The organism is Rhodococcus sp. DMU2021, assembly GCF_019641445.1.
Taxonomy (GTDB): domain Bacteria; phylum Actinomycetota; class Actinomycetes; order Mycobacteriales; family Mycobacteriaceae; genus Rhodococcus; species Rhodococcus pyridinivorans.
The window spans coordinates 1-14,960 of sequence record NZ_JAIFKB010000002.1 but is presented as its reverse complement, the minus strand read 5'-3'; the positions used below and the strand labels follow the sequence as shown (position 1 = coordinate 14,960).

11 protein-coding genes are annotated in these 14,960 nt (G+C 66.5%); 4 read left to right on the top strand and 7 right to left on the bottom strand.

Annotation, left to right across the window (positions count from 1 at the left end; translation table 11 throughout):
• Positions 1 to 131: 131 nt before the first annotated feature.
• From K3M35_RS03470 to K3M35_RS03450, 5 genes are all read right to left on the bottom strand, one after another.
• Positions 132 to 491: a hypothetical protein gene (locus tag K3M35_RS03470; RefSeq protein WP_220665984.1), complete on the bottom strand. Its 360-nt coding sequence runs from the start codon at positions 489 to 491 to the stop codon at positions 132 to 134.
• 18 nt (positions 492 to 509) lie between these two features.
• Positions 510 to 1,100, bottom strand: coding sequence for a DUF3558 domain-containing protein (locus tag K3M35_RS03465; protein ID WP_220665983.1), 591 nt, complete (start codon positions 1,098 to 1,100; stop codon positions 510 to 512).
• 85 nt (positions 1,101 to 1,185) lie between these two features.
• Positions 1,186 to 1,545, bottom strand: coding sequence for a hypothetical protein (locus K3M35_RS03460; RefSeq protein WP_220665982.1), 360 nt, complete (start codon positions 1,543 to 1,545; stop codon positions 1,186 to 1,188).
• Between the two features lie 11 nt (positions 1,546 to 1,556).
• Positions 1,557 to 2,144: a DUF3558 domain-containing protein gene (locus tag K3M35_RS03455; RefSeq protein WP_094980742.1), complete on the bottom strand. Its 588-nt coding sequence runs from the start codon at positions 2,142 to 2,144 to the stop codon at positions 1,557 to 1,559.
• Between the two features lie 55 nt (positions 2,145 to 2,199).
• Complete coding sequence (locus tag K3M35_RS03450; RefSeq protein ID WP_220665981.1) at positions 2,200 to 3,198, bottom strand: alpha/beta fold hydrolase; 999 nt, start codon at positions 3,196 to 3,198, stop codon at positions 2,200 to 2,202.
• A 52-nt stretch (positions 3,199 to 3,250) separates the two neighbouring features.
• On the opposite strand from K3M35_RS03450, the gene K3M35_RS03445 reads away from it, so the two are divergent.
• Both K3M35_RS03445 and K3M35_RS03440 read left to right on the top strand, forming a co-directional pair.
• Complete coding sequence (locus K3M35_RS03445; protein ID WP_259443586.1) at positions 3,251 to 3,814, top strand: TetR/AcrR family transcriptional regulator; 564 nt, start codon at positions 3,251 to 3,253, stop codon at positions 3,812 to 3,814.
• An 80-nt stretch (positions 3,815 to 3,894) separates the two neighbouring features.
• Complete coding sequence (locus K3M35_RS03440) at positions 3,895 to 6,693, top strand: aconitate hydratase (protein ID WP_220665980.1); 2,799 nt, start codon at positions 3,895 to 3,897, stop codon at positions 6,691 to 6,693.
• A 24-nt stretch (positions 6,694 to 6,717) separates the two neighbouring features.
• Here the strand turns inward: K3M35_RS03440 and K3M35_RS03435 are convergent, their stop codons facing one another.
• Complete coding sequence (locus K3M35_RS03435; protein WP_220665979.1) at positions 6,718 to 7,629, bottom strand: LysR family transcriptional regulator; 912 nt, start codon at positions 7,627 to 7,629, stop codon at positions 6,718 to 6,720.
• 175 nt (positions 7,630 to 7,804) lie between these two features.
• On the opposite strand from K3M35_RS03435, the gene K3M35_RS03430 reads away from it, so the two are divergent.
• Positions 7,805 to 9,010 (top strand): glutamate dehydrogenase, encoded by a 1,206-nt coding sequence (locus tag K3M35_RS03430; protein ID WP_016694173.1) that lies wholly within the window; start codon positions 7,805 to 7,807, stop codon positions 9,008 to 9,010.
• 174 nt (positions 9,011 to 9,184) lie between these two features.
• A complete protein-coding gene (locus tag K3M35_RS03425) occupies positions 9,185 to 13,573 on the top strand; it encodes an AAA domain-containing protein (protein WP_220666138.1) in 4,389 nt (1,462 codons plus the stop codon).
• A gap of 90 nt (positions 13,574 to 13,663) precedes the next feature.
• On the opposite strand, the gene K3M35_RS03420 is transcribed toward K3M35_RS03425, so the two are convergent.
• On the bottom strand, positions 13,664 to 14,653 hold the full coding sequence (locus K3M35_RS03420) for a linear amide C-N hydrolase (protein WP_039958818.1): 990 nt from the start codon (positions 14,651 to 14,653) through the stop codon (positions 13,664 to 13,666).
• Between the last annotated feature and the right edge of the window lie 307 nt (positions 14,654 to 14,960).

The window sequence follows — 14,960 nt, the reverse complement described above, 5'->3', positions numbered from 1 at the left end:
CGTTCCGAATAGCCAACGGGCGAGCGGATGGAAGTCGCATCGGTTGTTCCCCTTGCCCATTCGACCCCGATCGAATGCCAGCCGGACGCCGACACAACCGCTCGAGCGCGCGAAGTGGTCAGAGGCGCGCGTTATTGCGCGCTCTGATGACCGTTTCCCGCTCCGCTGTCGGGGTCGGTGATGGTGAGTTGGCGTGTCCAGTCGGATTCGGTGTTGAGGAAGGCTTCTCCGCCTGCCGCAAAGGCGTCGCGAAGTTGGGTGAGTACTTCTATGAACTGCTCGACGCGTTCCTTTGCGGATTCCGGGGTTCCAGCCGCCTTGCGGCGATACCCGGCGGCGAGCTGCTGTGCAGAGTCGAAATCGCCGAAACCGGCCGTGAATGCCAGTTTTTCGGTGACTCTTGCAGAGCTTCGGAACTCTTCGAGCATAACGTCGCGTATACGCACGATCTCGGTGATGACTTCTGGTTCCAGCCTCACTGCCTCGGACATGCCTACTCCCCGCAGTATTCAGTCTTGGATGAATGGTTCCAATGTCGTTGCCAGATCCAGAACGCCCGCGCACCATTCATCTTGGGGGACTGCACCGGGGTGATCCTTGTGATAGATGCGACTCAGGCCCACGATTCCGAAGGTCGTCTGTAAGACGTATCGGCACGTGTCTCGCGCGTTCGGGTTGACTTCGACGAGTGCGGGCCGCCCATCTATCTGCACTGACTCGGCGACATGCCCGTTCCTTTTCAGTTCCTCGTCGAGTGTGACGTTCCCAGCCAGCACAAGCAGGTCGTAACGAGCCAGTACACCTGGGATGCTGATGGTTCCTTCGTAGGCGCAGCCGAGGAAGGTGTACGTCCCCATCGGCATGTCCGCGATTTCCTTCTTGGCCGCGTCGTACCCCGCTGCGTTCATGACGTCGTCGGGTATGTCGTAGCAGGGGTCGAAGGTGACTGGCGGGCGGCCGGAGTCGTCGGTGATGCGCGGGGTTCGGGTTGTCGTGGTGGCAGTTTCGTCACCTACAGCGACATCATCAGCTGAACCCGGACTGCACGCCGTCCCCATGACAGCCAGTGCTGCGAGCGCAACGATGCCCCACCTGCCCATGCGACCCCCCGATCGATTGTCGGGCAGACGCTAACACAACCGTCCCGGGCACTGCTCCGGAGCGCGAAATGGTCAGAGGTGCGCGTTATTGCGCGCCCTGATGACCGTTTCCCGCTCCGCTGTCGGGGTCGGTGATGGCGAGTTGGCGGGCCCAGTCGGATTCGGTGTCGAGGAAGGCTTCTCCGCCGGTGGCGAATGCGTCGCGGAGTTGGGTGAGGGCATCGATGAACTGCTCGACGCGCTCCTTCGCCGATTCCGGAGTGCCCGCAGCCTTCCGTCGGTATCCCGCCGCGAGCTGCTGTGCTGAGTCGAAGTCGCCGAAACCTTCGGTTCTGGTGAGCCATTCTGCGGTCGTTCGCGCGTCTTCGAACTCCGTGAGCATTGTGTTGCATATCCTCACGAGTTCGTCGATGACGCTGGGTTCGAGCCTGGTGGAACTCGACATGACCACCCTCTTCAGTTCGCGATGTGCGGTTCGATCGAGCCGACGAACTCCTCCATGCCCGCGCACCATTCGCTCTGGGGCGCGGGCCCTGGATGGTCTGTGTTGTACAGCCTTGTGACGAAGACCACGCCGAAGTCCGTTTGGAGTACATAAGTGCATGCATCCCGGTTTTCGGGATCCACCTCGAGTAGCGCGGATCGGCCGTTGATGGTCGCGCTGGTTGCTACATGCCCGTTCTTCTTCAACTCCTCGTCGAGGCTGACGTTTCCCGACAAGATGTTCAGGCTGTACCCCCGCCTGACTCCGGGGACAAGATCTTCCTTCTTGTATGTGCAACCGAGGAAGGTATGCGTCCCCATCGGCATGTCCGCGAGTTCCTTCTTTGCCGCGTCGTACCCGGCTGCGTTCATGACGTCGTCGGGGATGTCGTAGCAGGGGTCGAAGGTGACGGGCGGTCGACCGGAGTCGTCGGTGATGCGCGGGGTGCGGGTGGTCGACGTCGTCGTCTCGTCTCCTGTGGCATCGTCCGCGGCGCTCGGACTGCAGGCCGTCGCGACTGCCGCGACTGCTGCGAGCGTGACGATTCCCCACCTGCCCATGCGACCCCCCGATCGATTGTCGGGCAGACGCTAACACAACCGCTCCGCTACCGCGTCAGCCCTGCTCGACCCCGCGCCAGAACTCGGGTAGTTCCGAGTTCAGTCGATCTTTTGCCTGCATGGGGAGCGAGTGCGTCGTGTCGGGAAAGACCAGAACCTCGGCATCAGCGAGTTGCCGTGCTCGATCGGCTGCTTTCTCGCTTCCGACGAGTGAATCACGCTCCGCGATAGCGACATAGGTGGGCATAACCAAAGCCGCAAGCTCGTCGTCGCTCAGGGGCGACGGGGTCGGTAGTGCGGCGGAGAAATGCTCCGAACCCTCCGAGATCATCGTCGCCGTGGCGTCATCGGAGTCGTAGTCGTCGACACCCCCGACCTTCGCGAGTGCCGTGTCCCGCCAATCGGTCGGAAGGCCCGGCAGTGTCGACACCGACGCCCAGAACAACATTCGGGCAGGGGGATAGCCGAAGGTGAACACAGGCTCGAGCAGCGTCAGCGACCGGACTTTCTCGGGGAACTGCTTCGCGTAGGACGCTGCGCTCGCCCCGCCGAAGGAATGTCCGACGACATGAGCGGTCTCCACTCCGAGACCTGAGAGCGTGTCATCGATCCACAGCGCCTGGTCGTCCGTGGAGGTCAGAGGCGCCGCCTGGACGGACAAGCCTGCGTCGCCGAGAGCATCGAACGCGAGAACGCGGTGCTCGGGGAGGAAGCCCGGAAGGTTCTCGCCCCACATCGGCACACCCGACGCGCGGCCCGGGACGAGAACGACGGGCACCGAGTCGGCCGTCCGAGGCGACGTCCATTCGTAGACGCGGACCGTGCCGAACCGAGTAGGAACGTCATGAACTGCAGAAGGTGGCGGCAGCGCAGACATCGCTCTCTCGTAGGCAGCGACGTAACCGGCCCGACCGGAATCACTGCGGAAGTGGCCGACGCCCGGCGCGCCGAAGAAGAACTGATAGGCGGCGACCAGGCCGACGGCTGCGAGTGTCGCCACCACTCCGAGACCGGTGCGCCGAAGAAATCTGCTCGATCGAATGTGCTGGGTCATCGGGACCCCCGATTGTCGACGTTGCAATATGTTCATATTGTATCGTGTGATCATGCCGAGAGTCGTCGACCATGCGCAACGCCGTAGGGAAATCGTGTACGCGCTGTGGGCGGTCATCCACGAGCGAGGAATCGACGGCGTGACCTTTCAGGCGGTGGCCGCCGCCGGGGGAGTGTCGATCGGCCGGATCCAGCACTACTTCGATTCCAAGGAACACCTGATCCGCACGGGCGCCGAATACATGGTCGCCGAAGCCGAAAAACGCTATGAACGAGCAGAATCCGATCCACGGGCGGCCCTCGTCGCTCTACTCGCTCAACCCGTCCCGACGGACGAGGCCGGACGCCTCGGCGTGTCCGTCTGGTACGCCTACCTCGCCAAATCCGCGAGCGACCCCTGGATCCGCGCGTTCCTGGAAGAGTCGACACAAGGCACAACAGAGGAAACTCGACGACTCCTCGAAGAGTTGGGCATGCCACCCGACAGAGCACGAACGGAAGCCCTACGCCTCGTCGCAGTGAGTAACGGCGTCACCCAAGCCGTGCTGGTCGGCGTCATGGAACCACCTGACGGCATCGCTCTCATTACTGACGAGATCGCCCGCACGACCACCTGAACCCCCCGTGATTGCCGGGCAGCGGAACGGGCTACCCATTCGGGTAACCACCGGAAACATCGCAGTCGGGAGGCACGTTCATGAGTGACGACAGTTTCGGCACACGCGACACCCTGAAGGTCGACGACACCGACTATCGGATCTATCGCATCGACAAGGTCCCGGGCTCGGAGCGGCTGCCCTACAGCCTCAAGGTCCTGCTGGAGAACCTGCTGCGCACCGAGGACGGGCGACTCGTCACCCGGGAGCAGATCGAGGCCGTGGCGGGTTGGGATCCGAAGTCGACGCACAACCCGGAGATCCAGTTCTCCCCGGCACGCGTCCTCATGCAGGACTTCACCGGCGTGCCGTGCGTCGTGGACCTCGTCGCGATGCGCGACGCCATGACCCAGCAGGGCGGCGACCCCAAGCGCATCAACCCTCTGATCCCCACCGAGCTGGTCATCGACCACTCGGTGATCGCCGACGTCTTCGGCACCGAGGACGCCTTTCGGATCAACACCGACCTCGAGTTCCAGCGCAACCGCGAACGTTATGAGCTACTGCGCTGGGCGCAGGGGGCGTTCGACGACTTCAAGGTGGTCCCGCCCGGCACCGGCATCTGCCATCAGGTGAACCTCGAGTACCTGGCCCGCGTCGTCTTCACGCGGGAGGACGAGGACGGCGGGCTCGTCGCCTATCCCGACTCGCTTGTCGGCACCGACTCGCACACCCCCATGATCAACGGCCTCGGTGTCGTCGGCTGGGGTGTCGGCGGCATCGAAGCCGAGGCGGCGATGCTGGGCCAGCCGGCGTCGATGTTGATCCCGCAGGTCGTCGGCTTCAAGCTCACCGGCGAACTGCAGGAGGGCACCACGGCGACCGACCTCGTGCTCACCGTCGCCGAGATGCTCCGCAAGACAGGCGTGGTCGGCAAGTTCGTCGAGTTCTTCGGTCCCGGTGTCGCCAACGTGCCGCTCGCCAACCGCGCGACCATCGGCAACATGAGCCCCGAGTACGGCTCGACGATCTCGATCTTCCCGATCGACGACGCGACCCTCGACTACCTGCGTCTCACCGGTCGCGACGAGGGGCAGATCCGCCTCGTCGAGGCGTATGCGAAAGAACAGGGTCTGTGGCACGACCCCGATCGCGAACCCGACTACAGCGAGGTCGTCGAACTGGATCTGTCGAAGGTGCGACCGTCCGTCGCCGGCCCGAAGCGACCGCAGGACCGCATCCCCGTCGCCCTCGCGCCGAAGGCCGTGACCTCGCTGCTCAACGGTGAGGAAGTGCCCGACGTCGTCTCCCGCGTCCAGGACTCGGGTGTCGACGAGGGCGTGCTCGAATCATTCCCTGCCAGCGACCCGGTGTCGGTGCGCAGCGAGGACTCCCGCGACGAGCCGCGCGACCCGGTGCCCGACGACGCCGACACCTCGGCGCCGCCGTCGAAGAAGGTCCCGGTGCGGGTCGGGGACGGCGACGAGTTCGAACTCGACAACGGACATGTGGTGATCGCGGCGATCACATCGTGCACGAACACGTCGAACCCGTCGGTGATGATCGGTGCGGCGCTGCTCGCCAAGAAGGCCGTGGAGAAGGGGCTGCGGAGCAAGCCGTGGGTGAAGACCACGCTGGCTCCGGGGTCGCGGATCGTCACCGACTACTACGAACGTTCGGGTCTGACGCCCTATCTCGACAAGCTCGGCTTCAACCTCGTCGGTTACGGCTGCACGACCTGCATCGGCAATTCCGGCCCGCTTCCCGACGAGATCGCGGCCGCGATCGACGAGCACGACGTCAACGTCTCGGCCGTGCTGTCGGGCAACCGCAACTTCGAGGGACGCATCCATCCGCAGACGAAGATGAATTTCCTCGCGTCGCCGCCGCTGGTGATCGCGTATGCGCTGGCCGGGTCGATGCTCGTCGACCTCTTCAGTGACCCACTCGGCACCGACAGCGAGGGCAACGAGGTCTACCTGCGCGACATCTGGCCCACGACGCAGGAGATCCAGGAGGTCATCGACGACGCGGTGCGCGCGGAGATGTTCGAGACCGGTTACCAGGACGTCTACACCGGTGACGAGACGTGGCGGAACCTCGACGTGCCCGACAGCGAGGTGTTCGAATGGAAGGACGAGTCGACCTACGTGCGACGTCCTCCCTACTTCGAGGACATGTCGTCGGAACCCGAGCCGCTGCGCGACATCGAGGGCGCGCGGGTACTCGCGCTGCTCGGCGACTCCGTGACCACCGACCACATCTCGCCGGCCGGTGCGATCCGACGCGACAGCCCCGCCGGTCGCTACCTGCAGGAGCACGGCGTCGAGCAGGCCGACTTCAACTCCTACGGGTCGCGACGCGGCAACCACGAGGTGATGATCCGCGGCACCTTCGCCAACATCCGACTGCGCAACCAACTGGTGCCGGACGTCGAGGGTGGCGTCACCCGCTATCTGCCGACCGACGAGCAGATGAGCATCTACGACGCCGCGCAGAAGTACGCGGAGGACGGCACACCGCTGGTCGTGCTCGCGGGCGCGGAGTACGGGTCGGGCTCGTCGCGTGACTGGGCGGCCAAGGGCACGTTGCTGTTGGGGGTGCGCGCGGTGATCGCGCAGTCGTACGAGCGCATCCACCGCTCCAACCTCATCGGTATGGGCGTGCTGCCGTTGCAGTTCCCGGAGGGCGAGTCGGCGCAGAGCCTCGGCCTGACGGGGGAGGAGGAATTCACCATCACCGGTCTGGCGGACAGCGACGAGATCCCCGAGACCGTGCACGTGAAGGCGGGGGACACGGAGTTCGACGCGACGGTGCGCATCGACACCCCCGCCGAGGCCGAGTACTTCCAGCACGGCGGAATCCTGAAGTACGTGCTGCGTAAGCAGCTCGCGCAGTAGGCAGCGACAGACGGGGGCTCGTGGCTACTGCGCCGCGAGCCCCCGTTCCGCTGCGGCGGTGCGCACCGCGTCGATCACGAGGCGCAGCGGCGGCCGTTCCGACGCGACCCCGCGATGCGCGATGGAGATCGTGCGCACGAGCGGTTCGGTCAGCGCCACCACCTCGATCCCGGGTGAGCTCAACGTCAGCCCGAGATCGGAGACGAGCGTGACACCCAGCCCCGCGGCGACCATCGCCAGCGCCGTCGCCTGCTCACCGACCTCGTGGTTGATCCTCGGCTCGAACCCCGCACGTTGACACGCGAGGCTCACCGCGCGGCCGAAGTGCGAGTTCGGGCCGGCCAATACCCACGGATGCTCGGCGAGGTCGGCGAGTGCGATGGTGCCCGCCGGCACCGTCCCGGGCGGCACCGCGGCGTGCAGTCGCTCGACCGCGATCACCACCTTGGTCAGCTCCGGATCCCACAACATCGGGTAGCCGGAGTATTCGATGACGAACGAGAAGTCCAGCGATCCGTCACGGACGGCTCCGGCGGTCTCCTCGGGGGCGAGCTCTCTCGTGCGGACCTCGATGCCGGGGTGCTCGGCAGCCAACAACGCCAGCGCGCTGGGGATCAGAGTGGATGCGACGGAGGCCCACACACCGGCGGTCAGGCGCGCGCTGACCCCGTCGCGGGACTGTTCGAGCGCGGTCGTCGCCCGCTCCACCGACTGCAGGATCTCCTCGGCATGTTCGGCGAGCAGCACGCCCGCCTCCGTCAACTGGACCCGACGTCCCCGGCGCTCGAAAAGCTTTGCGCCGACGTCCCGTTCGAGCTGGGTGAGCTGCTGCGAGACCGCCGAGGTGGTGTAGTGCAGGGCGAGCGCGGCGGCCGTGACGGTACCTCGACGATGCAGTTCTCGAAGCATCCGTAACCGGCGCAGGGACAACTCCATGCCGTCAGCGTAGGGCGCGCCCGGGGACCTGCAACCGCTGTGAGCTCGCGTTGTGTAGAAATCGTGAACTCTCACCTTCGAGTTTCGTAACTGGACGCCCCGCGCTACCCCCGGGCACGCTGGCGTCACCGGCCGAATCGACGTAACGACGGCTCTGACGAACGGGGGACCGCATATGACCACCATGGCAGCACGCGTCGACGCGGTGGACACCCGCAGGGACGAACCTTTCATGCGTCTCACCTGGACGGATCCGGTGACAGGTGCGCACGGTTATCTCGTCGTCCACACCCTGGTGGGCGATCTGGCGACCGGCGGCACCCGCATGCGGGCCGGGTGCACGATGTCGGAGGTCGAGGACCTGGCGCGCGGCATGGCCGCGAAGACCGCGGTGTTCGACCTGCCGGTGGGCGGCGCGAAGGGCGGGATCGACTTCGACCCGAAGGATCCCCGTGCCGTCGACGTGCTGCAGCGCTTCTGCCAGGCGATGCGTCCTTGGTTGAACGCGCACTGGGTGACCGCCGAGGACCTGGGCGTTCCCCAGCATCTCCTCGACGAGGTCTTCGAGCGGCTGGGATTGCATCAGTCCTTCCACGCCGCGATCAGCCGTGCGGCGGACCCGGCGATCACCCTGGACCGGGTGCGCACCTCCCTGAATGCGCCGGTCGACGGCGGTTTCCTGCTGGGCGACGTGATCGGTGGTTACGGCGTCGCGCAGGCCTGCATCGCCACCGCGAACGCATACCGCTGGGCGCCGGCCGAGACCACCGTGGCGATCCAGGGAATCGGCACGATGGGCGGCGGCGCCGCCTGGTACCTGCACGAAGCGGGCATGCGCGTGACCGCCGTCGCCGATGCCGCCGGAACACTGTATTGCGCTGACGGATTGGATATCCCGGCACTGCTCGACCTTCGGGACGAGTACGGGGAGATCGACCGGTCCCGCCTCCCGTCGCACCTCGAACAACTGCCGCGCGACGCGGTGATCGGCATTCCCGTTGACATCTTCGTCCCCGCCGCCATCTCCTACGCCATCACGGCGGAGAACGTCGGCCGGGTCGCCGGACGGGTCGTCATCGAGGCCGCGAACTCCGCGACGACGCCGGACGCCGAAGCCGTGCTCACCGGACGCGGTATCCCGGTGATCCCGGATTTCGTCGCCAACGCCGGCGCGGTCGCGTGGGCGTGGTGGGTGCTCCTCGGGTGGGTGGGGACCGATCCGGAGGATTCGTTCCAGCGCCTGCGCACCGAGATGCTCACCAAAATCACGCTGCTGGTCGAGCGGTGGGCGCTCGATCGGGTGCCGCCGCGACAGACGGCACGGGAACTCGGCGCGACCAATCACGGCGTGACGACATCGCGCACGGTCACCATCCCCTGACGCCTCCACACAGCACCGTCGCCGTCGATGCAGCTCAGCGCATCGGCGGCGACGGCGCGTCGAAGTGTCGCGAGCGTCACGTGGGACCGGAAACGGGCATGTCGATCGGTACTTCTAAGGTGGACATGCCCGTATCCGTCGACGGGCGGAAGGACGTCCGCAGGGGTGAGTGGAGTGCGAGTGGAGTCAGGCGAGAGCGAACCCGAATTGAGGGATCGCGTGCAGCGCCTGCTTGCCTTCCTGGCCGAGCTCGTCAAGGCCCGCAGCGCGCCCGTCCGCGTCGTCGACAAACACCGCGCCGTGATGTCCCTCGAGGAGGGAAATATCAGGGCCGGCCTGCGTGCCCATGCCGCGTCGGGCGACATCGTCCTGCGCGCGCGTCGCGCTCAGCTCGAAGAGCCCCCGCGCCCGCCCGCCGAGCTCGCGAACTACATGCACGGGGACATCGCGGATTCCGCCGTCGAGCCCGAACTCGACCCCCAGGCCATCGGCATCGACGGTCTCGACGCGTGGCTGACGGAATGGCGCACGTGGGCGGTCGTCGACCGCGAACGGCAGGCCGCCTCGCATCTGTATTCCTTCCTGCAGCGAGCGATGCTCGACCTCGAGGACCAGCCCGAATCGCTGGAACTCGTCGTCGCGTCGGGTCTGCTGCACCTCTCCGAGGGTGTGGCGGGCGCGCGGGTCCACACGCACCTGATCACCCAAGCCGCGCTCATCGAGCGACAGGGCGATTCCGGCGACCTGGTGGTCCGGCTGAGTCCCAGCGCGGGGCCGTCGCTCGAGGACGTCCAGCTCCTCACCGGTCTGGAGGTCTTCGACCCGACGAGCGTCCGTGAGCTGCACGACGCCCTCGTCACCCAGGTCGCGTCGCCTCTCGACCCCGCGGCTCGCGCGTTCCTGAAGAGTTGGGCCGAGCGTGCGCTCACCGTGCCGGTCGACGTCGTCGATCGTGCGGACGAAGCGTCGTCGTCGGATGCCTTCGTGACGCCGTCGCCGGTGCTCGTGCTGCGCAAGCGCGGCGCGCACGCGCTCATCGAGTACTACAGCCGCATGACCGAGGCGGCCGCCGACGAGTCGAACCCGGTGCCGCTCGGGCTGGCGCAGCTCGTCGAAGCGATCGAACCGGCCGACCGGGTCGCATGGCTCGACCGCATCGGCACGCCGTCGACCGAGTTCACCGGCGAGCAGCTGTTGCCGCTGCCCGCGAACGAGGAACAGCGCGACATCATCGACCGGCTCGCCGGCGACAGCGGTGTCGTGGTCGAGGGACCTCCGGGTACGGGTAAGACCCACACCATCGCCAACATCGTCGCGGCGCTGCTCGCGCGCGGGCAGCGGGTGCTGGTCACCAGTGAGAAGGCGCAGGCGCTGCGCGTGCTCCGGGAGAAGCTCCCGTCCGAGCTGCAGGAACTGTGCGTGGCCGTGACCGACCCGGTGCACGGCGGCACGGTCGAACTCACTCGCAGTGTCAGCGAAATCGCCATCCGCAAGGCGCAATTCAACGTTCGACGCGCGCAGGAACGCATCGACGAGCTCACCTCGCAACGCAACGACGCTCTCGACCGTCGCGCGACGCTGATGGAACAGATCCGGCAGGCGCGCGCGGAGGAGACCGAGGTCCACGCCGACGTCGCCGCCGGTTACGAGGGGACGGCCGCGTCGATCGTCCGACGGGTCCGCGCACACGAAGCCAAGTACGCGTGGTTGCCCGCGCCTCTGCTCACCGACACCCCACCGCTGACGGTCGACGAACTCGTCACCCTCCACTCGTTGCACCAGCGGTCGAGCGTCGAGCGCGCGCGCCGTCGCCAGCAGCGTTTCCCTGAACTGTCACTGCCCACCCAGAGGGAACTGCAGTACGCGTGCGCCGCCGTCTCCCAGGCGTCGAGCGGCACGACCAACGGCGAGACGCAGGGGCTGCTGCGGATCCTCAAGGGTGCATCGCTCGAAGCACTCGGCCGTATCCGCGATCTGTGCGAGCAGCTGCAGGGTGCCCTCGAGGACGCGGACCGGCTCGACGCCCGGATCCAGCGCGTCGCCGACGACGTCCTGTCGGGCCGGGCCCAGCACCTGTGGGGGAAGACCGCCGAGCTCGCCCGGCTCGTGCAGGCCGCGCAGGAGGCCGACCGGATCGTCGGTGCCAGCTCGGTGGACATCGCGGTGACGGGACGACAGGCCTTCGAGGCGTACGACGCGCTCGCCCGCAAGCTCGAAGCAGGCGACACGTGGCGCAGTGGCTTCACCCGGTTCCGGCGCAGCGACGAGCAATCCGCCGTCGAAGCGCTCGGGGAGATCGCGACCGTCGACGGCGTCGCCGCCACTACCGCCCAGACGGCGCGCATCGTCGCCGAGCACCTCCGTGCGCTCGAGGCGATCCGGGTCGCGCGGGTGGTCCTTCGCGACCTCGGAATCGACATCGAGCTCGACGAGTCACGCAGCCGCGCCGTCGGCACCCTCGCATTCCTCGACCGGGATCGCGCCATCGTCGACAATCTCGTGGCCCGGGTGCACGACGTCGAATCCGCACTGCGCGAAGTCCATCCGGGGGCGCCGCGGATCACGAGCATCGAGCAGGCGCGGTCCACCGCCGAGTCGGCACGGACCATCGCCGCCGCGGGCACCGCGGAAGCGAGCAAGAACTGGCTCGAATCCATCGGCATGTACGTGCGGGGACAGATCTCCGGGGGAGCATCGCCCGAAGGACGCGCGCTGGCCCGTGCCTTCCACGACGCCGACTTCGACGCCATCAATGCGGCCCTGGACGCGTGGGACCGGGCGGCGGGGGAGCAGCGTGAGGAGCTGGAACTCGTCTCCCTCCACGCACGCCTGACCTCCGCGGCACCCGCACTCGCTCAGGCCCTCGCGGAGAATCCGTTGAGCCTCGCCTGGCCGGTTCGTCTCGCCGACATCGACGAGGCGTGGGCGTGGCGACGCGCGGACGAATGGGTGCGACGCTTCCACGAGCGCACCGACGACGGGCAGTTCGAACGCGACCTCGACGCACTCGAGAAGGACATCGCGCGACTCACGACCGAGCTCGTCGAGGAGAAGGCGTGGAGCGCATGTCTCGACCGCACCACGGCCGAGCAGGTCCAGGCGCTCCATTCGTACCGCGATCACATCGCGAGCATCGGTAAGGGCACCGGCCGTTATGCGGAGCGTTATCGGGCGGCGGCACGCGAGGCCATGCAGGTCGCACAGGGGGCAGTGCCCGCCTGGGTGATGCCGCTGCAGCAGGTGCTGGCTTCGATTCCGCCCGAACAGAATTCGTTCGATGTCGTCATCGTCGACGAAGCGAGCCAGACCGACATCAGCAGCCTGTTCCTGCTGTGGCTGGCGCCGCGCGTGATCGTCGTCGGCGATGACAAGCAGTGTGCACCGAGCGCGGTGTCGCTGGGTGCGCTCGACGGGGTGTTCAGCCGTCTCGATTCGTATCTGCCCGACATCCCGAACTATCTGCGCGACAGCTTCACTCCGCGATCGAGTCTGTTCTCGTTGCTGCGGTCGAGGTTCGGCAGCATCGTCCGGTTGCGGGAGCACTTCCGGTCGATGCCGGAGATCATCGCGTGGTCGAGCGACCAGTTCTACGCGGACGACCCGCTGGTCCCCATGCGGCAGTACGGCTCCGATCGGCTGCAGCCGTTGCGCACCACCCTTGTCGAGGACGGTGCCGTCACCGGCCAGAACTCGACGCTGACGAACTATGCCGAGGCGCATGCCCTCGTCGATACGCTCGTGAAGTGCGTCGAGGATCCTGCCTACGACGGCAAGACCTTCGGTGTGGTGGTGCTGCAGGGGCAGCTGCAGGTCGACATCATCCAGAACGAACTGCTCGAGCGGCTCACCCCGGAGCAGTGGGAGGAACGCAGGCTCCGCGTCGGCACGCCCCCGGACTTCCAGGGCGACGAACGGAACGTGGTGTTCCTGTCGATGGTCGTCGCGCCCGAACAGAACATCGCGGCATTGACGCGAACCGAATACCAGCGACGGTTCAACGTGGCGGCGTCGCGTGCCCAGGACCAGCTGTGGTTGTTCCATTCGAGGACCATCGACACGCTGCGCCGCACCGACCTGCGGTACTCGCTGCTCACCCACATGCGGACGACGTCCCCGCGGCCGGCCGAGCCGATGCCCGCCGGCGTGACGCGTGACGAGCGGCACGAGGCATTCGACAGCCTCTTCCAGCAGGACGTCTTCCTGGACATTGCCACTCGCGGCTATCACGTGAACCCGCGGGTCGAGGTGAACGGCCACTTCATCGATCTCGTCGTGACCGGGGCGGCAGGCAAGCTGGCCGTCGCCTGCGACGACGAGCAGTGGCACACGAGCCCCGACCGGCAGAGCGCCGATCTGGAGCGGGAGCGTGAACTGCACCGCAGCGGCTGGAAGTTCTGGCGGGTCCGGGAATCGGAGTACTACCTCGACCCGGTCGCGGCCATGGCCGGGCTGTGGGAGGAGTTGGAGCGTCGCGGGATCGCGCCGGGCCGGGTGGATGCAACGGTCGTCGACGACACCGTGGATGCGGGTACACGAACGATGACGGGGATCGACGACTACTGAGACGACTCGGCCGCCCCAGCGTTCGCGGTGGCCATCGGATGGAGAAAGATCCCCGAAGGGAAGGCATCCGGGGATCTTTCGTGTGCAGATCTATGACGGCATCGCGATGAACGTCAGCGGATCCGACTTCTCGAATCGGCCGCTGACATTGCCCGCGAGGCCACCTTCGAGTGCCGTGTCGCCCAGGAGATCGAGCTTGCCCGCCGGTACGCCCTCCGAGAGGTCGAGATCGCTCAGGTCGACCCACACGATGTTGGGGCGCGTCGTCGATTCGAACACGTAACGCTTCTCGGCGAGGTCGGCCACCGTCTGCCAGATCGTCTGCGAAGCATACGGTTTTCCGGGTTCGGGTACGCGGAACGGCTGCGCGGCATTGCGGATCACGCTGAGAACGCCCGCGATCGCCTGCACTTGGCTCTGCGGTTCCGGAAGGCTGCCGACGTAATGCGCTGCGCGAGCGAACCTGTCGGACGCATTACCGGTGCCGGGGAGTGGTGCCTCACCGCCGAATCCCTTCACCTTCTTCAGCAGTTCCAGCTGTTCGCCGTAGGCGGGGGAGTTCGTCATGACGGCGTAGTCGCGGCTGTGCCAGACCGTCGGTGTGCCGTCGAGGTATTCGATGATCGCGGAGTCGCCGGTCGCGTCGTCGAGTGCGAGATGCACGGCGGGTACCTCACCGGTCGCCGGGTCGCCCAGCGGAACGACCTGCACGCCGGTCTTCTCGATCCAGTCGACGGCCTCGGCGACGGTCGCGAAGTTGTCGAGGAAGTACTGCATCCACACCGCAACGCTGAGCGCGGGTCGGCTCTTGTCGTGGGTGCCGTAGTCCGATTCGGTGAGCCACAGGATGTGCCCACCGAGGCCGGCCTCGTTGAGTCCGTCGACGGTCATCATATCGTAGGCACCCGCGACCACACTGCCGTACTTCGACGTCCACGAGAGTTGTCCACCGACACCGTCGTCGCGAGTGATACCCCGGGGGAGCGCCCACAGATTGGTGGCGGTTTCGCGGTGGTAATCCATGTTGCGTCCCACGAGCACTTGACCGGACGGGCCGTTCCACACAACTCGTGTGCACATATGCGACACCTTCCCGCGGTAGATCCGCGTCGACGAATTATCGATCCCCGTGAATCGACGTACTCCGGTTCGCATTCCTGTGTCGATTCACAAGCGATATCGAGGTTGTATCACGGGGTGGTGCGAGAAACCTGGAGAAAACTCGATTCGCCGGACTAAGCGGGAGGGTGAATTCTCCTCGTCACTCATCCGACGACAGTGCGTCGAAGACCGCCTTCACGCGCACCTCGTCCTCGATGCCGAGAATGTCCGCCCAGAAGAACCCGGCCTCGGTCGTGTAGGCGTGGCCGTGGCCACCGGGCACTTC